Source organism: Paenibacillus sp. JQZ6Y-1, assembly GCF_040719145.1.
Classification (GTDB): Bacteria; Bacillota; Bacilli; order Paenibacillales; family Paenibacillaceae; genus Saccharibacillus; species Saccharibacillus kandeliae.
In genome coordinates, this window is the sequence record NZ_JBFDUZ010000001.1 from 565,381 (window position 1) to 586,717 (window position 21,337).

Consider the following 21,337-nt stretch of genomic DNA (forward strand, 5'->3'; position numbering starts at 1 on the left):
CCCCCATGAACAGTAAAGGGTGTCAGAGAATCATAAGCAGCGACGAACGTAAACAATCATCAACATGGATGGCAAGAGGAGTCAACGACGGCTGCGGCATACGCTGCAGCCGTAACTGTTTACAGGGGGGAAGCGGATGAGTACAAAAGTAGCGGTGCGGCCGGGAGCATCATCGCGCCGAATACGTAGTATATTGCCGGGTTTTGGATTGTCTATGGGCTTTACTATTATTTATTTGAGTCTGATCGTGCTTATTCCGCTGGCTGGATTGGTGATCAAAACGACCGAATTGAGCTGGAGTGGATTTTGGGAGACGATCACGGCGGCGCGTGTGCTTGCATCGTATCGGGTTAGCTTTTTGACGGCATTTGCCGCTGCATTGGTCAATCTGGTATTCGGTCTGCTACTAGCATGGGTACTAGTGCGGTACCGTTTTCCGGGCAAGCGGTTGATCGACAGCCTGATTGATCTTCCTTTTGCGTTGCCGACAGCGGTGGCGGGCATTGCGCTTAGTACGATTTATGCGCCTAATGGCTGGATTGGTCAACTGGTAGCGCCGCTCGGTATCAAGATCGCGTATACACCGCTTGGTATTACGATTGCGCTGATCTTTATCGGTGTACCGTTTGTTGTTCGTACGGTGCAGCCGGTGTTGCAGGATTTGAACAAGGATACTGAGGAAGCAGCAGTGATGCTGGGCGCATATCGTTTGAAGATTTTTTTCAAAGTCATTTTGCCGGAGCTATGGCCAGCGCTGTTGACTGGATTTGCACTCGCTTTTGCACGGGGGATTGGAGAGTATGGTTCGGTTGTATTCATCTCCGGTAACATGCCGCTCAAGACCGAGATTGCGCCTTTGCTTATTATGACCAAGCTGGAGCAGTATGATTATGCTGGTGCGGCTGCGGTGGCACTGGTTATGCTCATCATTTCGTTTCTTTTGCTGCTGCTGATTAATGTACTGCAATGGCGGATCAACCGCAGCGCAGTGGAAGGGAGCTAAGCAATGAGTGAAGTCCAATCGTCAGTCCCATCAGTATCTTCTCGCAGGGAGCCTCGACATAGGACGGAATCCAGTGGGGTACGCTGGACGCTGATCGGTATAGCGTTGCTGTTTTTGGTGCTGATTGTCGTATTGCCGCTGATCTGTATTCTAATCGAAGCTTTTCAAAAGGGCTGGGAGGTGTATGAAGCCGCGGTCATCGATCCAGATGCGCTGTCTGCCTTGCAGCTGACCCTGCTGATTACTTGTATTGCAGTTCCGCTCAATACTGTATTCGGTATTGCGGCAGCATGGGCAATTAGTAAATTTCGTTTTCGTGGTAGAAATGCACTGATTACACTCATCGATATTCCGTTCGCCGTTTCGCCAGTTATTTCGGGTTTGGTGTACATTTTGTTGTTTGGGGCGCAGGGCTTCCTTGGACCGTGGCTGGATGCGCATAATATTCAGATTGTATTTGCACTGCCCGGCATGGTGCTGGCGACGGTGTTTGTCACCTTACCGTTTGTAGCAAGGGAACTAGTGCCATTGATGCAAGCACAGGGAACGCAGGAGGAGGAAGCGGCGGTTAGTCTCGGTGCTCGTGGCTGGCAGATCTTTTGGCGGGTGACGCTGCCGAATATCAAATGGGGGCTGCTGTATGGCATCGTGCTGTGCAGTGCGCGGGCAATGGGCGAATTTGGCGCTGTCTCTGTCGTATCCGGTCATATTCGCGGCGAGACGAATACACTGCCGCTGCATATCGAGATTTTGTACAATGAATATCAGTTTGCTGCCGCGTTTGCGGTGTCGTCCATTCTCGTGTTGCTGGCTTTGTTGATTCTGATCTTAAAATCAATATTGGAATGGAAAATGGAGCGCGCTACGCATCAATCGTAATTTTCCTTAGTCCGTCCGTTATTCCGCAGACAAGCCGTGCATATGCTCACAATAGATCTAGTTTATTTGGAAGCGGTTGTAAAATAAATATGCCAACAGACGTTTTAACGATAGGCAAGCTCCTGCCAAATGGGTAATACATGGATAATGCCTGTTAGAGGAGGGAATTCACATGAAGGTAGAACAAGCGGAATTGAATACCGTTTCATGGGACGAACCGCTTCGGCGGATCATGGAACAGCTGGCACGTTCGGAACCAACACCGGGCGGAGGCAGCGTTGCTTCCATCGTCGCTGCATTAGGTGCGGCAATGACCTCGATGACGGCAAACTTTTCCCAAGGCGAAGGATATGAGCATATTGAACAGCATGTAGCGCAGGCGCTTCAGGATATGGAGTATATCTCGACTGCCTGCGAATGGCTGATGGCGGAGGATATTGAAGCGTTCGGGCAGTATATCGAAGCGCTGCAATTGCCCAAGCTGACACCAGAGCAGCAGGAGGAGCGGAAGCAGACGGTGTACGAGACGCGCATCCAGTCTATTGATACGCCGCTACGTCTGATGGAATGCTGCTTATACGGTATGTACAGCGCTGCACCGCTGATCGACGTTTGTAATCGCACGGTGCTGTCGGATGTGGGCATCGGTATTATCCTGTTTGAAGCAGCGGCACATAGCTCCCTGCTGACCGTGAATATCAATCTGGTTACATTAAAAGACGATGATCAAAAGCAGGCGTATGCTGGTCATGCTAATGTGCTGATGAATAAGATTATCGACCGCAAAATGGAGCTAATGGAGCAGGTGCAACGCCGGATTCACGAAAATGCCTGAAATGATGCTAGACTGCATACGATCCAAAAGGATAACGAAACGGGCGAAAATCCATCGTTGACCATACAATTAGATAAAGCCCCTTACTCGCTATAGCCGATCATTCATGGCTATACCGGATAAGGGGCTTTGTTTATGGATAAAGGTATGCAGATCATGTTCCAATATCCATATATTCGATTCGCTATACACTAGCTATACATGTAGCTGTACATTCTTTCGGTATATTTTTTCTGTACATTCGTTGTACATCTCTTGTACTAGTCCAGCTTGTTGCCAAATGCATAATTGCCGCCATACTCGCGGTAATAATTCTTGTCTTTCCACTCTTGCAGCATCTCACAGCTGCCTACATACAGAATATCATTGCCACGAATCAACCACTCCAACCCATGCTCCGGCTCCCATTCACAGTTCAGCTCCAGATGCAGCACAGGCTCAGCCGTTTCTGCTGTATGGGCTTCTGGCAACGTTGGAATCTCCATGCTCATAGGAGATATATATTGCAAAATCTGCTCTGGCTGTTCAATGGCTGGCGGCGTTTCACCCACATATTCGCAAAAGTCGATACAATAATCATGACTGTATCGGTACAACTGCTGCAATACTGCCGGGCTCAACGACTCAAACGCCGTCGCACAGCGTTCCGCGTAGAGAAGTGGAATGTCCGGCTCGATTGCATTCACCTGAATACGCTGCTGAAATAGCGAACTGTCAAACACGGCGCTCAGATACCCTTGCTTTTCAGTAATCTCCTTCAGTAATGCAGAGGACAACATCGTTCACTCCTTAGCCCATATTTTTGCCATAGTAGATTTCGTTCATTTCTCGCGTCAGCCGATCGGTGATATGCTGCTTTTCCTCTGGAGACAGCGAATCGCTTGTATAGCCGAACAGATAATTATCGAGATCGAATTCCTTGCGTTTACATTTCGTATGGAAAATATTCTCCTGATAAATATTCACATCGATCATCTGATACAAATCCTTGATCTCATCTGGAATAAAATTCTGAATCGAGCTAATATCATGATCAATAAACAGCTTATTGCCTTCAATGTCGCGCGTAAACCCGCGTACTAGATAATCCATGGTCATAATATCTGTATCAAAGGAATGGATCATAAAATTCAGCGCCTTGAGCGGAGAAATCTCACCGCATGTAGATACATCAATATCCGCGCGGAAGGTACTAATGCCCTCATCGGGATGATATTCGGGATAGGTATGCACGGTAATATGACTTTTGTCGAGATGGAGCAGCACATGCTCCGGTAGCGGTCCTGGGGATTCCTCAAATGAAGCATTGGGCGCCGTCTCGACCGGACCTTCCGAGATTAGCATCGTGACGCTTGCCCCTTGCGGTACATAATCTTGCTTGGCGATATTCAGTACATGCGCACCGATAATATCGGTCACATTGGTCAGAATGCCACTTAGCCGATCCGCATTATACTGCTCGTCGATATATTCCAGATAGGCTTCGCGCTCCTGTTTGGTGCGAGTATAACAAATATCGTACATATTGAAACTGAGTGATTTGGTCAGATTGTTAAAGTTGTGCAGCTGAATACGCTGCTGTTTGGTCAAGCCCACAATCATTACCTCCCATTAATAAAATGTACGTTGAACGGATCACGTTGGTATTTATTTACCCATTCAAGACTTACTCGGACTGTGGAGACTCTAATACAACACGCTCCACTGTCTGTGACTGTTGAAGTTGAAGTGCACTATGTAAAAAAGCACGAATCAGCGGATGGACGATCTGGCGAAATGCTGACCGCTCTGGCTGAAACAGCGTACCCACATAAAAGGGATGACCATCCAACTCAGCAATACGAGCTTCACCATTCAAATCCCTGCCGGTAATACGAAAGCCGTGCTCAGCAAACAAGTCTACATATTGTGCATGTAATCCATAATTACAAATGCCGTACTGCTCGTTAACCTCTGTCGTGCCATATATGCGGGCAATTCGGGATTGTGGTGTTAATACAAAATGATGAGTCTGTTCATTCACGGAGCAGGTAAGCGGAGTAATGATCAGTGTCTCGGCATCCGGGTTGGATTCGGCATGATCCGCTTCCTGTAAATGCAAAATATGACGGGCAAATTCAATCAATAGATGCTGATATCCGCCACAGGTACCCAGCGTAGGAATCTGTTGCTCTCGGGCATAACGGATGGCTTGGAGTGCGCCCTCCATATGAATATACGGTGTTGCTGGAGCTGCCCAGATTGCATCATAATTCGATAACAGCGGAATCGTCTTATCATTCAGTTCCGGTGTAGACAACCACTGCAATTCTGTCTGACATTGTAAATCCTCTGCTGCTCTGGCAATGGCTTGCGGGATTGCGATATGAGCTTTTACTTCCGGTTGATAGTCGCCGATAATACCGATTTTGAGCATGAAAAAGAGACCACCTTTCACTCTGGGAATACTGCCATCATGGATCGGCAGCTAGATTAAAACGTTATTGTAATGGAAGAATGAAAGGCAGTCAAAAATTGTGGTTTGCATCAGCAGTGGTGCCATTCAGTTATAGGACAAAGGCTACCACAGAATCGCTACCGCAATTGCTTTGTTGCAGATGGTTGACTTGGGACTCCTATCAGTGACGATGAGAACGATTCATAACGGTGATCCGATCGCCATTTAACAGCAGATACGTATCTTTGCCCGTCTGAATCATCACCCGCTCCCGTGTGCCATAAGGTGTGTGCAGCAGGGCAGGGTGGCATTCCGAAGCTACCATGTCTTGATCCAGCGCTACGTAGACGGCTTCATGCAGAGGGATTTCCAGCTTGGACTGCTGCCAGTCAATGGTCAGCTGATTGTCATCGCGGGCAATTTTGATACCAGTCATGGCAATTCCTCCTTCTGGTTCAACAGAATGGTCACGCTGAAAAACAAAGCGGAAAAAGAACGCTAAAAAAGAAAATAGAGACGATCCAATCTATGCTTATGCGCGTCGCGTCTAAACAATGATGAATATGTCTCTATATCTTTAGATTACCCATTTGAAAGGGTGTGTCAAGCACCTTTACTACCATTGGCTGCAACTTGTGGATAATGAATGATGCTAAAACGCGCACCACCAAGCGGTGAAGGGCTATAGACCAGATCGGCATGTAATCGGGTAGCAATCTGCTTACTAATCGCCAGCCCAAGCCCTGTGACTCCGTTCGTTCCGGTATAAAAGCGGCGAAAGATATGCTCACGCTCCGATTCTGCCAATCCCGGCCCATCATCATCAATATGCATCATCCAATCTGCTATCCCGTCATCGGGGCATTCCAATACAATTTTCACCTGTGATGTACTGTGACGAATGGCATTTTGCAGCAGATTGAGCAAAATTTGAAACAGCTGCTCCGCTGCAATCGGCACAGTATGAGAGCTACCTTCGGCATACAGCTGTATGCCCTGCTGACCTGCCGCTGGTAACAGCAAATAGACGGCCTCCTCAGCCATACTTTTCAAATCGACTTCTGTAATAGGCCATTCTTCATCTACACTTTCGAGTCGAGATAGCTGAAGCAGCTTGCTGACCATATCGATTAGCCGCTGCGATTGGACGGAGATAACATCCAATCCTTGCTCTACAGGCATCACCTGATCCTGAATAGCATATACATAGCCCTGAATCGACATTAACGGCGTCTTCAGCTCATGCGATACATTTTGCAGAAATTCCAGCTGATGACGATGATGCAGCTGTAGCCGATCCGCCATCACTTGAAAGGTGCTGATCAGTTCGCCAATCTCCGTATGATCCGCTTGCAAAAAAGGCTCCCGATCCATCAGATGTGGTTCATACTGACTCACGGCTTCCTTGAGGCGATTGAGCGGTTGTACCGTCCGCCAAACAGCAAACAGTCCAATGAGCAAAATAACGATAAAGCTTGCTGCAATCGATAGCATTGTGGTTCGCATCAACGGAATATACAGTGCGCGCAGCGAAGAGAGCGGAGAGTACAAGATCACCCGGAATGGCTGATGCGACAGCTTGGCTTCACTGTAAAGTACTTTATTGCCGCCGATCTGCATAATGCCCTCACGTCCAGTAGGGAAATTGACCATCGTCTTACCTACCTGACCGGAATTACTGGAAGCGATCACTTTGTCATGCGTATCCAGCACAAAATAATCGGCATAAAACAGCACATCCTTGATAAAAAAGCGGAAGCTGTCACTGTCCAGACTTTCCAGATCATCCGAATTAACCATGTGCACCGCTTTGAGTGTCTGATCCTGCAATTGCTGCTTGACCTGATTCAGCAAAATATCGTCCAGCAGTCGGATAAAAAAGAAGACGGTAATGCCGACTGTCACCAGCATGCCCGCCAGCAAGGCAATCAGCATTTTGCCGCGGATCGTCTTCATGGATGATGTACCGCAGCCTTGTAACCAAAGCCCCAGACGGTATCAATCGTCAGCGTAGAGTGATGCTGGGACAGCTTTTTGCGAATGCGTTTGACCAGATCGTCCACCACGCGTACCTCGCCAAAAAAGTCATAGTTCCATACCTGCTGGATCAATTGCTCGCGGCTAAATGGACGCTCCAAATGCTGTGCCAGAAATAACAGCAGCTCGAATTCACGTCCAGTCAGCGATAATTCCTGCTCTTGTACTTGTACGCGCCGGAATTCCTCGGACAGCTGCACATTGCCTGCACTCATATAGGAAGCATGCTGCGGCATGCTATTGCCGGGAAGGGTAGGAATCGCTGCATCGATAGGATTCAGCTCGTTGCCGACCGCCATGCGAGTGCTGCGAATGAGGCGCAACATACTTTTTACGCGTGCCACCAGCTCGCGTGGGTTAAACGGCTTGCTCAGAAAATCATTACAGCCCAGCTCTAACCCGTTCAGGCGATCCACCTCTTCGCCGCGCGCCGAAATAATGATAATAGGCATCTCGGTAAAGGTACGTAGCTCAGTTAACAGAGTCAACCCATCAATGCCCGGCAGCATAATATCAAGAATTAGGCAATCTGGATGTTCACTCTTGACCTGCTCAACCAGCTCACCACCGTGGGCAAACGATGTTACTTCGTATTGTTCCTTTTTCAAATAGCCAGCAATTAGCTGCAAAATATAATGATCGTCATCGACGACAAAAATACGGGTCATGGGGTCACCTCGAAATGGATAGTTACATATGTCATTGTTAATGTATCAGAAGACAGGGGGAAAGATCAAAGCTAAGAAGATGACAAAAAGGTAAAGAAAAAGACGGAACTCCGGGGGAAGTTCCGTCTTTTTATGGCGAGTTTTTCCACCTGTCAATCAGGGCATTGACAGGCTGTTGAATCAACATCAAACGCAGGGAGCCTTTGGAGCGTGTGACCGATTGATGTAAAGGGAATGATCCAGGGTAAGGATCAAGCCTTATTCTTATTTATGGGAAGTTGTTTTAGTAGTTGTAGCTTTTTTAGCAGGTGCTGTTTTGTGAGCAGTCACTTTACCTTTGTGAGCCGTTTTGTGAGCTGCTTTATGATGCGCTGCTTTATGAGCGGTTTTTTTAGCTTTGTGAGCTGCTTTTTTATGAGCTGCACTTGCTTTGTGAGTAGCCGCTTTGGTTTTATGAGCAGTTGCTTTTGTTTTGTGAGCAGTTGCTTTTGCTTTATGAGCCGCTGTTTTGCTGGTTTTCTTTTTGCCAGTTGTTGCTTTGTGTGTTGCGGATGTTTTTTTGTGCTCACCTGTTGTTTTGCCTGTGGACTTCGTTGTTGCAGCTGTCGCTTTGTGAGTCGAGGTTACCGGTGTTTTAGAAGTCGCTTTTGTTGCAGAAGCTGGTGCTGTTTTTGTTGTTGCTGCGGAAGTTGCAGCTACTTTTTTCACCGGTGTTGTCGTTGTAGGAGTTGCTGCGAATACGCTGCTTGCTCCGCCCAGTACGCTCACTGCTGTCAGTAATGCTGCTACACTCTTTGTCCATTTTTTCATTGGTAGGTCACCTCGTTAATAGATTTGTTTGCCATCGAAGTTGTTTTGCTTTCAGGTACGTTGTCGCTTGTACGTTTGGTTTGAAGCGGTGCGCCCTGTCGGCAAACTGTATTGTCAACTGCTGATGTAAGTTCATCTTAACAAGGGATTATGTGAGAACAATGGGAGAGATGTGTGAAAAGTGTATGAAATGAAATTACGATTGTACTGCCCGTTTACGAGTGAATAGCCAGAATAAGATCGTAATCGCCAGCGGGTACAGAATCGCCCAGCCGGTAAACGGAAAGACGATCAGTGTAAACAAAAACGAGATACCGCTAATCCAGCGTCCCACCTTCTCTTTCCATAACAAGCGTATACCCGCAGCACAACCAGCGAGATACGTTAGGATAAAAGCAGAGTTCGGCAATTGCAGCAGCAATTCCAATCGAAGTAAGCCAGTCGCATACAGCGATAGAATGATCACAAAACATATTCCTAAAAAGGTGATACCTACGGTCGGTGTGCGAAAACGTGGCGATAGATGGCTGAACGGACGGGCAGCATATCCGTTACGCGATAAGGCAAATGCGACTCGCGATGCAGCGCCAATATAAGCGACGGTGGTTGCTGTACAAATACAAGCGGCAGTTAAGCCTGACAACGCCGCACCCCAGATTCCCAGACGGCTACCAATCAAATGAACAAGCGAAGCATCCGCACCATTCAGATAGCTTTGTGTGCCAATCGTAACGATGGCAGTCAGCAAGTACAATATGCCAACGATGGAAGCAGCAATAATGACGCCGCGTACGGCTGCCTTTTGTGGGTCCTTGAATTCCTCGGATAAATGCGATACTGCTTCCCAGCCGATAAAGCACCAGAATAGCATCGCTGCCGATTGACCGACACTAAACCAGCCATGCGGCATAAACGGTGTAAAGTTGGATACCTTTATATCCGGTATAGCGACGACGATTGCAAGACCGAGTACGAGAATAATCGCACCGACGACAGCGACCTGAATTTTCCCGGCAAGCTGAAAGCCAATCCAATTGATTAATAAACTGAACAGCAGCAGCGCAGCGGCGATCGTAATGCGTACCGGCTCGCTCCAGCCAAGCGCTGCGGTCAAATAACCAGCACCCGTTAACGCAGCAACTGGCGCACCAATCGGCACGGACATAAGGAAAAACCAGCCGATCAATGCTCCTAGTCTTGGACCAAACGCAAGCGAGACAAAGTGCGATACCCCGCCCGCATTTGGATACCGTGCTGACAATAATCCCATCGATAACGCGAGCGGTAAAATCAGCAGCGCCATACATACCCAAGCGATAATGGCAGAGGGACCTGCCATCCGCGCGGTGATGCCGGGCGTAATTAGAATACCGGAGCCAACGACTGCACCGATATAAAGAGCCACCGCTTGTGGCATATTGATCGTTCTACCCAGATGACCGCTAGCCTTGTCATTGGATGTAGTAGAGGAGTGAGATGCAGTAGCTGCGTCTGAACCTGCAACCGCAGCAGTGCTTGCTGCCGATGCAGACACTCCTGCAGAGCGAGATGAAGTCGAACGGGAAGCCGAAGACGATGAGGATGCGGTTGAATGAGAACCAGTATTACGCGAAAGGGTCATAAGTTTCCCAACTTTCCTTGTTATTTGTTCCAGCGTAGCAGATAATAGAAGCATCGGTAAAACGGATATAACGAATGCTGTTCATCGGTATTTCCGATGGAAGAAAGAATAGAGAGTAAAACGAGGAGGATCAGAGATGGAATCACGTCATTTGTTTACGTTTCTAACGGTAGTGGAAACGGGAAGTTTTACAGCTGCGGCGCGTAAGCTGGATTATGCGCAATCCAGTGTTACCGCACAGATTCAGTCGTTGGAGCAGGAACTGGGTACGCCATTATTTGATCGGATTCATAAACGGATTTTGCTGACCGATGCAGGGCGGCGTTTGCAGCCGTATGCGCAGGAGATTTCACGTATGCACAATTTGGCACGCGAGGCGATTATTTCAGGCGATCAGATCGGTGGGGTGCTGCATATCGGTGCGCCAGAATCGCTGGCTGCATTCCGTCTACCGCCGATTATCAAGGAATTTCGGCAGCAATATCCGGCGGTACAGATCATTTTGAAGCCGGGTGCGTGTGAGGATTTGCATGAAATGCTGCGGCGGGGTGAGCTGGACATTGTGTTTTTGCTACAGCCACATATGGAGGATTACGAGTTAAAGGTAGACATGCTGGTGGAAGAGGAGATGACGCTAGTCGCACCACCGGATCATATTTTAACGGCATTACCGAAGGTTGAGCCGCATCATCTGCGGTATGAGACGATTCTATATACCGAAGCAGGCTGCAACTATCGACTTCTGTTTGAAAAGATGCTGAACCGACACGGCATTTTCCCAGATCCGAGTATTGAGTTTTGGAGTAATGAAGCGATTAAGCAGTGCGTAATGGCGGGGCTGGGGTTGTCATTTTTACCGCTTATTACCGTACAGCGTGAGCTGGAAGAAGGCAAAATGGTTGCATTGAACTGGGACGATACCGACCAGCGTGTCTGCACCCATATTAGTTATCATACGAAAAAGTGGCAGTCTCCCGCACAAAGCCGTTTCGTCCAAATGACTCATCAGCATGCCGAACGCTGGCGCCAATCGGCACAGCTTGCACATAGTCAGCTATAAGCGCTATGGCGATCATCTTCCTTGCTGGCAATCTGAGGGTTGGTTGAAAAATAGTTCATAATAACTCCAATAAGCGCATAGACTGCATAGCAAATCCGGCTGCACTAGACAGCCGGATTGTTCGCATATTCTCCCTACACCATTCTATCGATCCTCACAAGCTGGTATTCACTTCTTATCTTCCCTATGATTCTCCGGTCGTTGCAGTTCCGAACGCTCAAAATCGACTGCCGCCAATCCCAATCGAATCAGAATAATTAACATTACGCCCGTACCTACTACCAAATAGATCATCGTAAAATATTTTGCCAAATTCGAATGCGGGCTCAGATTCGTATCCACGCTAGTCGGAATGAGACTGACAAAGGAAAAATAAAAAGCATCCAGTATCGACCAGCCCTCTGTACTTCGATAAAATATCGTACCTGATAGCAGAATAAACAGCAGTGTTATAATGAGCGAGCGAAACAATGGTTCTTTTCCTACTTTCAACAATGCTTGGATCAACCGCTTTAATGTGAGTAAAAATGAGATCATCGTCAGTTTCCTTTCTATAGATAGATTGTTATTCAACTTCATTCTCTATGCTTATGTTCTTGCAGTTTATCGTACCGTAACATACATCTACAGCCCTCTCCTTATATTCATAACCACTTTCCGTATTGTTTTATTGTAAACGCTTCCAAAAATAACTAGAATGAGTGTGAAATCCATCGCGGATGATTTCGATAGCATATGAAGGAGGGGTATATCTTGAAAAAGGGGCATCTATTTTCTCGGCAACATTGGGCAGCAGGGCTAGCACTCTTACTGCTGCTCACCGGTTTGGGATTGGGCGGACAGCAAGCGCAGGCGGCAAGTGTTACGATTACGAACGGCACAGACTGGAAAGACACGGCGGGTAATCCGATTCAGGCGAATAGTGGCAATATTCTCAAGGTCGGTTCTACATACTACTGGTATGGCGAGCACGCCACCAACGGTACCTTTGATAAAGTAAATGTCTACACATCGACCGATCTCAAAAATTGGACCTTCGGTAACAGCATCCTCACTAAAAGCTCTGCTGCCGAATTAAACTCCAGCAAAATCGAACGTCCGAAGGTCATATATAACGCATCTACGAAAAAATATGTGTTATGGGCGCATTATGAAAATGGCAGTGACTATTCGCTCGCACGCGTAGCTGTCGCAACGAGCGATACACCAGATGGTAATTTCACCTATCAAGGCAGCTTCCGACCATTGGATTACGAATCTCGTGATATGACCGTCTTCGTTGATACCGACGGCAAAGCGTATCTGATTACCGCTTCTCGCCAAAATAATGGTGGTGCTAACAACTCAATGGCGATCTTCCAATTGAACGCTGCCTATACGAATGTCTCTTCTTTTGTCGGTTGGGTATTCGAGGGTGCTTATCGGGAAGCGCCTGCTGTTGTGAAAAAGGGGAGTACCTACTATCTGTTCACATCGCAAGCTTCGGGCTGGTATCCGAATCAGGGCGCTTATGCTACGTCTAGCTCAATGACTGGTACGTGGTCGGCATTGTCTCCATTTGGCGATCCGTCTGCGTATGCGACTCAGATTCATTCCATCGCTACCATTACGGGTAGTGCAGGCACCAGTTATATTTATATGGGCGATCGCTGGAATCCGCTCAATCTGAGCGATCACAAATTCATCTGGTTGCCGCTTACGCTCAACGATAGCGCACGTACCGCTACGCTGAATTGGTATAGCAGCTGGAATATCGATGCCGCCACGGGTAGCATCACAACGCCAGCGCTGACCAATCTTGCACAGGGCAAAACGGCAACTGCAATCTCATCTGCCAGCGCTAGCCCGGCATCCAATGCCAATGACGGCAATGCGCAAAGCTCATGGGCAGCGTCTTCCGCTACATGGCCAGCGTGGTGGCAGGTTGATCTCGGTTCTGCCAAAAAGGTGAGCGAGATCGATATTTCATGGTTTATGTACAAAGGCTCGGAAGGTTATTACAAATACAAAATCGAATACAGCACCGATGGCGTCAACTATACCACCATCGACCGTACGAGCAATACCACCTATGGCTTCACCACAGATGCAGTTTCGTTTACTGCTCGTTACGTGCGTATTAATATGGTAAACGCAGTGCTGCACAACAATCCGAACAACTGGTATACACCGACACTGCATGAAGTGCGAGTGTATGGAAATTAATTGATTTTTCTGTGCAGCCGAGTGCAGTACCGAGTAACAAAAGCAGACCAAATTCCGTTACGATTACGGGGTTTGGTCTTTGTTATATAGCCGTAAAAAATCAAAATGCTCAATTAGTAACTTTTTGTTGCCTTTTTACTAAAAGTAAGTTATATTCGTATTATCTTAATATCAAAGAATCGATGCAGTGATCATGGCGCCGTCATAGAGCAGCTGCATACAACGATAATTTGAGACCACATAGTCATGATTCGGCATACGCGTGAAACAAACTTTTATCCTACCTACATTGCACGCATTCGTCGGAGCATCGTTCTACCATTGCTAACTAAATCAATAATGGACAAGGGGATAATAACCATGAGTGAACTGACACAAATTATGAAACAAAGACGCTCCGCCAATAAATTTTTGCAGAATGTATCGATTGACCACCATGAATTGGATGAGATTTTTGAACTGGTGAAATACAGCCCGTCGGCTTACAATTTGCAACATGCACATTATGTTGTCGTACAGGATGAAGAGAATAAAAACAAGCTATATGAAGCAGCATACAAACAATATAAAGTACTGACTTCTTCAGCGGTAGTAATTGTGCTCGGTCATCTGGATGCCCATTTGAATGCACCACAAATCTATGAAGGGCTGCTGCATCTGGGTGTGCTGAATCAACAAGAATTTGATCAGACGGTATCTTCCATACAAGATGCTTACGAGCAACCTGGCGAACCGTTCAAACGCGATGAAGCGATCCGTAATGCCAGCCTGTCAGCAATGTCATTTATGCTGGCTGCCAAAGACAAAGGCTGGGATACTTGCCCTATGATCGGCTTCGATGCCGAGGCGGTTAAGGAAGCGCTGAATATTCCAGATCGTTATGTACCCGTTATGATGATTACACTAGGCAAAGAAGATACGAGTAGTCAGCGCGTCCGCGGCTATCGTAAACCGGTTGGCGAATTTGTAAGCTATGATCATTTTTGATAGTTGTAGGTTTGATTCTTTGATAAGAAGCTAATCGATCGATTCAACAAATAGAAGACCTGTACAGCAGCAAAGCATTGTATCCGTATCACGGAGAATGATTTGCCGCTGTACAGGTCTTTATTTTGGTATATCTCGAAGTGATTCTCCAAACAACGGTTTACAAATCGCTCAATATCATCTAAAATACGTTCACAATAAACTGACATTGACGGGCATACATGTTGGATACAAGTACGCCCCAAAGCTTTATGGCTTGAAAGGAGTAAAGCATGAATCAGATTCAACAATTGATCGATCAGTATGGTGTGATGATTCTCGATGGCGCAATGGCGACCGAGCTGGAAAAGGAAGGTGCCGATCTGAACGATGAGCTATGGTCGGCGCGTCTACTACTGGATAACCCGGATGCAATTGCGCGTGTGCATACGCGATATTTTGAAGCGGGAGCAGATTGCGCAATTACGGCGAGTTATCAGGCGACGGTGATGGGATTTATGGAACGCGGTCTGAGTGAGCATGAAGCGGTAGAGATGATGGACCGCTCTGTACGGCTTGCAGTAGGCGCGCGTGATGCGTTCTGGAATCGGTTTACCGCGCAGCAAGCGGAGTCTGTATCGATAGAAACTGCGACATCGTCCTCATTTCCTGCACGTCCGAAACCGCTGATTGCCGCATCTGTTGGTCCATACGGCGCCTATCTGGCAGATGGCTCCGAATATCGCGGCGATTATGGCAAAACCGAACAGGAGCTATTTGATTTTCATTATGATCGCATTCGTATTCTGATCGAAGCGGGCGCAGATGTGCTTGCGTGCGAGACAATTCCTTGTCTGGTGGAAGCGCAGGCGATTGTGCGTGTGCTGGAGCATTTTCCCGGTGTGTATGCTTGGATTAGCTTTAGTGGGAAAGATGGACATCATATCAGTAACGGCGAGTCTGTAGCAGAGTGTGCAGCATGGCTGGAGCCATACGAACAGGTAGCCGCAGTTGGCATCAATTGCACAGCGCTGGGGTATATTCCAGCCTTGATTGGTCAGATCAAGCAGCACACGTCCAAGCCTATCATCGTCTATCCGAATTCGGGTGAACAATACGATCCGATAACCAAAACATGGCATGGTCAGGCATGTGATCATGTCTACGGACAGGATGCTATGCAATGGTACGAATTGGGCGCGCGGCTGATCGGCGGCTGCTGTCGTACTACGCCAGATGACATTGCAAGTATACAGGCTGCATTGCGGCCCGATGTGAACTGAAGAGAGGTAGGAGCATCATGTCATGGAAATCCACGCAAGCGAAGGAAGGTAAGGAACCAAGCAATACGGAACCACAGGAAGGACAGTTTCAACGCAAAATGAAAAGCCGACATCTGGTGATGCTATCGCTAGGTGGCGTGATCGGTACCGGGCTGTTTCTCAGCTCCGGCTATACAATCAATCAGGCAGGTCCATTAGGAACGATTATCGCTTATCTCGTTGGTGCACTGGTCGTTTATCTGGTCATGCTCAGTCTGGGCGAATTATCCGTGCATCTGCCGGTGACAGGAGCATTTCATACGTATGCAGCGCGGTTTATCGGACCGGGCACAGGGTATATGATCGCTTGGATGTACTGGCTGACGTGGGCGGTAGCGCTCGGATCGGAGTTTACAGCAGCCGGATTGCTGATGCAGCGCTGGTTTCCAGACAGTTCAGTCTGGTTATGGAGCGGGATATTTGCAGTGTTGGTCTTTTTGCTGAATGCCTTTTCTGTGCGGTCCTTTGCTGAAGCGGAATTTTGGTTTTCGGGGATTAAGGTAGCAGTGATTCTCGTCTTTATTGTACTGGGCGGTGCGGCAGTATTCGGACTGCTGCCAATGAAGGAGTCGGGCGGTGCGCCACTGCTGTCCAATTTTACAAGTGATGGTGGATTGTTCCCGAATGGTATCTTCCCGATCTTTATGGCGATGCTGTCAGTGAACTTTGCCTTTTCTGGTACAGAGCTGATCGGGATTGCGGCGGGGGAGAGTGTAGACCCGGAGAAACATATTCCACGCGCGATCAAAGCGACTGTTGGTCGGCTGATTATCTTTTTCGTTGGGACGATCTTCGTATTGTCCGCGCTGATTCCGTGGCGGCAGGCAGGCGTGATCGAAAGCCCGTTTGTGATGGTATTTGATCGAATCGGCATTCCGTATGCAGCGGATTTGATGAACTTTGTTATTATTACTGCACTATTGTCGGCAGCGAACTCTGGACTATATGCCTGCTCGCGTATGCTGTGGTCCTTGTCGTCGGAACAACTGCTGCCACCGGTGTTTGGTCGATTAACACGTGCTGGTATTCCGCTAAATGCGATGATCTTCAGTATGATCGGCGGTGGATTGGCACTACTGACCAGTGTCATTGCACCAGATACGGTGTACATTTTCCTCGTCTCAGTATCGGGATTTGCGGTTGTAGTGGTCTGGATGGGCATCTCGGCTTCGCATTATATGTTCCGCCGTCAGTATGTGCGGGAAGGGAATCGGGTTGAGGATCTCAAGTATCGCGCACCGTTGTATCCGCTTGTGCCAATTGCGGCGTTTGTACTGTGTCTGGCTTCGTGCATCGGTATTGCCTTTGATCCGAATCAGAGTCTAGCGTTTTATTGTGGATTGGCGTTTATGGTGCTGTGCTATATTGCTTATTTTGTGCAAACAAAGTTGCAAAAGAGTAAAATCGGCAGTCATCATTAAACGAACGACGAACGACGAACGACGAACGACGAACGACGAACGACGAACGACGAACGACGAACGACGAACGACGAACGACGAACGACGAACGACGAATCAATTAAAAAGCACACGCTTTCCGAATTGCATCGGAAGGCGTGTGCTTTTTGATTGCGGGTATGCGCATAGAACTGTTCAACAAGCAGATCAGGCGATTGTAGGGAGGATAGCTAGCTGTTATTCCAATCGCAATGTATCATATCTGATCGCTTTGGGCGATAGATTAGTTTATGCTGTACGCGTAATGATACAGAGTACTAATATCCGCATTTAGCAGTGCACCGTTATTGCGGAAGGTGATCGGAATCACGTCATAATAATGAGTCGATACTGGTCCACGATACGAAGATTGACCAGCAGCCGGACCGATATACATAGGGGCTGAGAAGTAGCCAAGGCTATCCGTGATCGCTTCTACCTTCACGACGTTGCTAGCTACACGCGTTTCCACGGTAACCAATACGATACCGTTGGCAACCGGCGTACCTGTTGCATCAAATGCGCGTCCTTTGACGGTAATATTGTAGCCGACACGCCATTTTTTGCCTTGACCATAATCAATGAAGCCTTGAACGCCACGGTCAGAGGTGATTTCGCTGACAGCAACACGCTTGATCGCTGCATTTTGATAATCTACATGTAAGGTATACGGGGTTGTGAGATCAAACGTAGACGGAGCGTACACCTGAACATAATAGCTACCTGCTGGTAATGTAATTTGCCCATTGGCGTTTTGCTTCAAGGAACCAAGGTTTTGCAGGTTGGCATTCCATAGTTGAACCACATATTCGCCATTGGACGAAGGATTGTTGAGGAGTAGATTCACTTTACTTTGCGCGTTAAGTGTAATTTTGGTCCAATCCTCATCTAGGAAATTATCGATATTTTGTTGACTTGTAAACGGAGCTGTTCCACGATCCTTAGCAAAAAATGGATTGTCATCTGGCTCGTTGGCATCATAGCTGTCCGACAGCGTTGTGAATAGCGTGAATGGATTGCTGGTATCTGCTCCTTGATACGAGGTTACACTGATAAAATAATACCCCGGTGTCGCAACATGGCTCAGTAATTCATATTGCCCTGCACCTTTGGCAGAATACGATACTTGCTCTAGTGCGGAGGTCGTTTCATTAAGACGATACAGTGTCAGATCGTAATCCACATTGCTTGTCCCAGTTGACAAAAAGGCGGTCAGCTTCAAAGAGTTGCTGACATTGGCATAGTACCAGCGTGCGCCGCCCTGCTGATCAATATAGCCGGAAATGGTCGTGTTCGTAGTGATGAACTCTGCGGTATTCGGCGATGTATTGCTGCCATAGGTGTCATCGGTTGCGGTGGCAGCGGCAAAGCTGCGAGCAGATGGAATGTTCGACAAAGGTATGTTTTGTGCCGGAGCGGATTTACTGTTATGTACAGTGGCAGGTTGAACATGGGTGGATAGTGGCTGCAACGTCTGATTTTTTTGGATCGTAGCTCCAGCATTGCTTTGTGCTAGCGCGCTTGGGCTAATGCCTGCCAAACCGATCGATAAGGCAAGAGCAGCTACACTCATTAACTTGAATTTCATGTAATCATCTCCTTTATATGGGTATTATAACGATTTCAGTATAAAGCTAAATAACTAGATGTCAATCTATTTTTATACTTTTAGTCCCTTATTATCTAATTAATTCCATATTAAACTGATGCTTGAGTACTGGTCAAAAAGGCGGAGAGGTCTACTATCAAAAAAGCACAAACGGTTGTCATGATTGCCAACCGTTTGTGCTTTTTATTTGCGGATACCACTGGTGTTGGTTATTTCTTTACTGACGATTCGACAACACCAGTGGTAAAAAAATATGATCGATCATTTCTTCTACTATGTCTGCTGTCAGCATTTGCCGCTTGATCAAAAATTCATATCGAATCAGATCGAACGGAAGCGATACAATGCGCTCTCGTATCACCTCGGGCTGAATCTCTCCCCGTTCCACCGCTTCTTGTAAAATAGTTCGCATTACTACATTCAATTCATCTTCTTGTGCCTGTTCCTTGGAGTCGGATAGTGAATCCAGTATGGCGCGATCTCCACCTTCTGCCAGAATGCCGAATATGGTTTCAGCGCCGACCATCTGGATCGTATCCGTCATTTGCATCAAAAAGGTCAGTACATCTGTACGCAAATTCCCCGTATGCGGCGCCTTGTATTCAAGGCGAGGTACATATTTTCCGATTGCCGCGATAATCAGTTCACGTTTACTGCTCCAACGGCGATAGACAGCATTTTTATTCGTTTGTGCACGTGCTGCTACGCCATCCATCGACATCTGGTTATATCCGACTTCTTGCCATTCATCCCAAGCGGCTTGCAGTAGTGCCTGTTCCAACACTTCGCCACGTCGACGGGTCGTTTTGGGGGAAACGTGGTCTTGTTGGTTTTGTTCCTTTTTTGAATTCATCCCTGTGCACCTTCCCAAATATAAATGTGGATTGGTTGTATTTTAATGTTGTGTTTTGGCTACACCTATCATATCATATTCAAATAAGGTACTATTAGTACCTTAAATAAATGTGAAGAAGGTTATCCTCATGGCGAATACAGCAATCTCTAACGTCTCCAGCATCCTCATTTCCGGTGCTAGCATTGCCGGACCGACACTGGCGTATTGGTTATCAAGATATGGATTTGATGTAACGGTCGTAGAACGATCCAAAGCAGTAAGGAATAGCGGCTATCCGGTGGATGTGCGTGGAACCGCAGTGGATGTAGCGGAACAGATGGGCATCTACGATCATTTGCAGCAAAAAAATATTCATTCGGAAAAGGCTACCTTTTTGCATCCAGATGGTAGTACCGCTGGAGTGATTCAGCCCATCATGCTGACCGGAGGCTCTGCTGACCGAGATATTGATCTGCCGCGCGGTGATTTGACCGCAGCATTGTACAACGCCACCTTGCAGCAGCCTACTATTGCGTATCGGTTTGATGATTCTATCTCTCAGCTTCATGAGGAAGAAGACGGGGTTCATGTGGTTTTCCAAAGCGGGCAGCAAGAGATATTCGATCTGGTCATCGGTGCGGATGGTACGCACTCCAATACACGACGGTTTCTATTTGGAGATGAAGCCCCATTTAGTCGCTATTTGGGATATTGTTTTGGTGGATTTACTGTACCGAACCGTTTGCAGCTTGCTTATGAGACTGTAGTATATGCGTTGCCGGGGCGCTATGCGATTCTATCTGTGGTCAAAGACAGTGATTATGCGCATGCCTTTTTGAATGTTGCCACATCGGATGAACCGCCTATCGATTATCGGGATACAGATCAGCAGCGTCGGTACCTAGCTGAACATTTTGTTGGAGATGGTTGGATAGTGCCAGAGTTAGTTGAGCATATGCTGAAGGCAGATGATTTTTATTTTGATACGGTTAGTCAGATTCATCTACCAAGCTGGCATAAAGGACGGGTCGCGTTGGTAGGCGATGCAGCTTATGCGCCTTCATTTCTAACTGGGCAGGGCAGCAGTGTGGCTATGGTCGGTGCTTATATTCTGGCAGGCGAGCTGGCTGTGCATACGAATTATGAAGAGGCGTTTGTATCATACGAGCATATTATGCGTCCATTTGCAGAGCGAAATCAGGCATTGGCGAATCAGGCTTCTTTTATGATGCCGCGCACTCAGGAGGATATGGCTGCTCGGAACCAACTGCTGGATGCTCTCACAACAAGCGATACTCCTGCTATGCCGGGCGATGATTCAGGTGTTGTGCATCGTTCGCTTCAGTTGCCCGATTACTCCAGCGTCTTGCAAGATGGAAAATGAGTGAACATAAGGAAAGTTGAGCCATGATTTTCTGTGTTGGCAGGTGAATGGGAATCGCGTGAAAGGCTGGGAAAATCGGCGTTCATCGGTTATAATAGAAGGAAAGAAAGCAGACCAGGCAGGTACTCCTACTTACTGGGCTGCTTTTTGCCGTCTGGGCTGCTGTGACTCCATTGGATTGGGTCAAGCGTATACAGACAGATGAAGGTTTATATCGTTATGTTTAT

At 47.4% G+C, this 21,337-nt stretch carries 20 protein-coding genes; 9 read left to right on the forward strand and 11 right to left on the reverse strand.

Annotated elements, in window-relative coordinates; genetic code table 11:
- The first annotated feature begins 136 nt into the window (after positions 1–136).
- From cysT to ABXR35_RS02520, 3 genes are all read left to right on the forward strand, one after another.
- A complete protein-coding gene (cysT, locus tag ABXR35_RS02510) occupies positions 137–1,003 on the forward strand; it encodes a sulfate ABC transporter permease subunit CysT (protein ID WP_367054987.1) in 867 nt (288 codons plus the stop codon).
- Between the two features lie 3 nt (positions 1,004–1,006).
- Complete coding sequence (cysW, locus tag ABXR35_RS02515) at positions 1,007–1,882, forward strand: sulfate ABC transporter permease subunit CysW (RefSeq protein WP_367054990.1); 876 nt, start codon at positions 1,007–1,009, stop codon at positions 1,880–1,882.
- Between the two features lie 172 nt (positions 1,883–2,054).
- Positions 2,055–2,717, forward strand: a complete 663-nt coding sequence (locus tag ABXR35_RS02520) for a cyclodeaminase/cyclohydrolase family protein (RefSeq protein ID WP_367054992.1) — start codon at positions 2,055–2,057, stop codon at positions 2,715–2,717.
- A gap of 260 nt (positions 2,718–2,977) precedes the next feature.
- Here ABXR35_RS02520 and ABXR35_RS02525 read toward each other — a convergent pair whose 3' ends face one another.
- The 8 genes from ABXR35_RS02525 to ABXR35_RS02560 all read right to left on the reverse strand — a co-directional run bounded on the left by ABXR35_RS02525 (position 2,978) and on the right by ABXR35_RS02560 (position 10,086).
- The gene (locus tag ABXR35_RS02525) at positions 2,978–3,496 is read right to left on the reverse strand and encodes a DUF6985 domain-containing protein (protein ID WP_367054995.1); all 519 of its coding nucleotides are present in this window, start codon (positions 3,494–3,496) and stop codon (positions 2,978–2,980) included.
- 10 nt (positions 3,497–3,506) lie between these two features.
- Positions 3,507–4,319 (reverse strand): adenosylmethionine decarboxylase, encoded by an 813-nt coding sequence (gene speD / locus ABXR35_RS02530; RefSeq protein ID WP_436669313.1) that lies wholly within the window; start codon positions 4,317–4,319, stop codon positions 3,507–3,509.
- Positions 4,320–4,383: 64 nt separating this feature from the next.
- Positions 4,384–5,133: a CTP synthase C-terminal region-related (seleno)protein gene (locus tag ABXR35_RS02535; RefSeq protein ID WP_367055001.1), complete on the reverse strand. Its 750-nt coding sequence runs from the start codon at positions 5,131–5,133 to the stop codon at positions 4,384–4,386.
- Between the two features lie 202 nt (positions 5,134–5,335).
- On the reverse strand, positions 5,336–5,590 hold the full coding sequence (locus tag ABXR35_RS02540) for a SunI/YnzG family protein (protein WP_367055004.1): 255 nt from the start codon (positions 5,588–5,590) through the stop codon (positions 5,336–5,338).
- Between the two features lie 167 nt (positions 5,591–5,757).
- On the reverse strand, positions 5,758–7,110 hold the full coding sequence (locus ABXR35_RS02545; protein ID WP_367055007.1) for a sensor histidine kinase: 1,353 nt from the start codon (positions 7,108–7,110) through the stop codon (positions 5,758–5,760).
- Positions 7,107–7,859 (reverse strand): response regulator transcription factor, encoded by a 753-nt coding sequence (locus ABXR35_RS02550; protein WP_367055010.1) that lies wholly within the window; start codon positions 7,857–7,859, stop codon positions 7,107–7,109. The genes ABXR35_RS02545 and ABXR35_RS02550 overlap by 4 nt, the downstream gene beginning before the upstream one ends.
- A gap of 264 nt (positions 7,860–8,123) precedes the next feature.
- The gene (locus ABXR35_RS02555; RefSeq protein WP_367055013.1) at positions 8,124–8,669 is read right to left on the reverse strand and encodes a hypothetical protein; all 546 of its coding nucleotides are present in this window, start codon (positions 8,667–8,669) and stop codon (positions 8,124–8,126) included.
- A gap of 196 nt (positions 8,670–8,865) precedes the next feature.
- Positions 8,866–10,086 carry an APC family permease gene (locus ABXR35_RS02560; RefSeq protein ID WP_367061098.1) on the reverse strand — a complete coding sequence of 407 codons (1,221 nt, stop codon included), beginning with the start codon at positions 10,084–10,086 and terminating at the stop codon, positions 8,866–8,868.
- Positions 10,087–10,426: 340 nt separating this feature from the next.
- On the opposite strand from ABXR35_RS02560, the gene ABXR35_RS02565 reads away from it, so the two are divergent.
- Entirely contained in the window at positions 10,427–11,350 is a 924-nt protein-coding gene (locus tag ABXR35_RS02565; RefSeq protein WP_367055016.1) for a LysR family transcriptional regulator, read from the forward strand.
- A gap of 168 nt (positions 11,351–11,518) precedes the next feature.
- On the opposite strand, the gene ABXR35_RS02570 is transcribed toward ABXR35_RS02565, so the two are convergent.
- Positions 11,519–11,887: a potassium channel family protein gene (locus ABXR35_RS02570; RefSeq protein ID WP_367055019.1), complete on the reverse strand. Its 369-nt coding sequence runs from the start codon at positions 11,885–11,887 to the stop codon at positions 11,519–11,521.
- A gap of 273 nt (positions 11,888–12,160) precedes the next feature.
- Here ABXR35_RS02570 and ABXR35_RS02575 point away from each other — a divergent pair, with 273 nt between their 5' ends.
- From ABXR35_RS02575 to ABXR35_RS02590, 4 genes are all read left to right on the forward strand, one after another.
- Positions 12,161–13,555 (forward strand): family 43 glycosylhydrolase, encoded by a 1,395-nt coding sequence (locus ABXR35_RS02575; RefSeq protein WP_367061101.1) that lies wholly within the window; start codon positions 12,161–12,163, stop codon positions 13,553–13,555.
- A gap of 360 nt (positions 13,556–13,915) precedes the next feature.
- Positions 13,916–14,542: a nitroreductase family protein gene (locus ABXR35_RS02580; protein WP_367055022.1), complete on the forward strand. Its 627-nt coding sequence runs from the start codon at positions 13,916–13,918 to the stop codon at positions 14,540–14,542.
- Positions 14,543–14,814: 272 nt separating this feature from the next.
- Positions 14,815–15,804 (forward strand): homocysteine S-methyltransferase, encoded by a 990-nt coding sequence (mmuM, locus tag ABXR35_RS02585; protein WP_367055025.1) that lies wholly within the window; start codon positions 14,815–14,817, stop codon positions 15,802–15,804.
- A gap of 17 nt (positions 15,805–15,821) precedes the next feature.
- Positions 15,822–17,264 (forward strand): amino acid permease, encoded by a 1,443-nt coding sequence (locus ABXR35_RS02590; RefSeq protein WP_436669314.1) that lies wholly within the window; start codon positions 15,822–15,824, stop codon positions 17,262–17,264.
- A gap of 262 nt (positions 17,265–17,526) precedes the next feature.
- Here the strand turns inward: ABXR35_RS02590 and ABXR35_RS02595 are convergent, their stop codons facing one another.
- Together ABXR35_RS02595 and ABXR35_RS02600 are read right to left on the reverse strand one after the other, a co-directional pair.
- Positions 17,527–18,870 (reverse strand): carboxypeptidase regulatory-like domain-containing protein, encoded by a 1,344-nt coding sequence (locus tag ABXR35_RS02595; protein WP_367055028.1) that lies wholly within the window; start codon positions 18,868–18,870, stop codon positions 17,527–17,529.
- Between the two features lie 238 nt (positions 18,871–19,108).
- Entirely contained in the window at positions 19,109–19,744 is a 636-nt protein-coding gene (locus ABXR35_RS02600) for a TetR/AcrR family transcriptional regulator (RefSeq protein ID WP_367055031.1), read from the reverse strand.
- Positions 19,745–19,874: 130 nt separating this feature from the next.
- Between ABXR35_RS02600 and ABXR35_RS02605 the strand changes: the two genes are divergently transcribed.
- Positions 19,875–21,110, forward strand: coding sequence for an FAD-dependent monooxygenase (locus ABXR35_RS02605; RefSeq protein ID WP_367055034.1), 1,236 nt, complete (start codon positions 19,875–19,877; stop codon positions 21,108–21,110).
- Positions 21,111–21,337 lie beyond the last annotated feature (227 nt).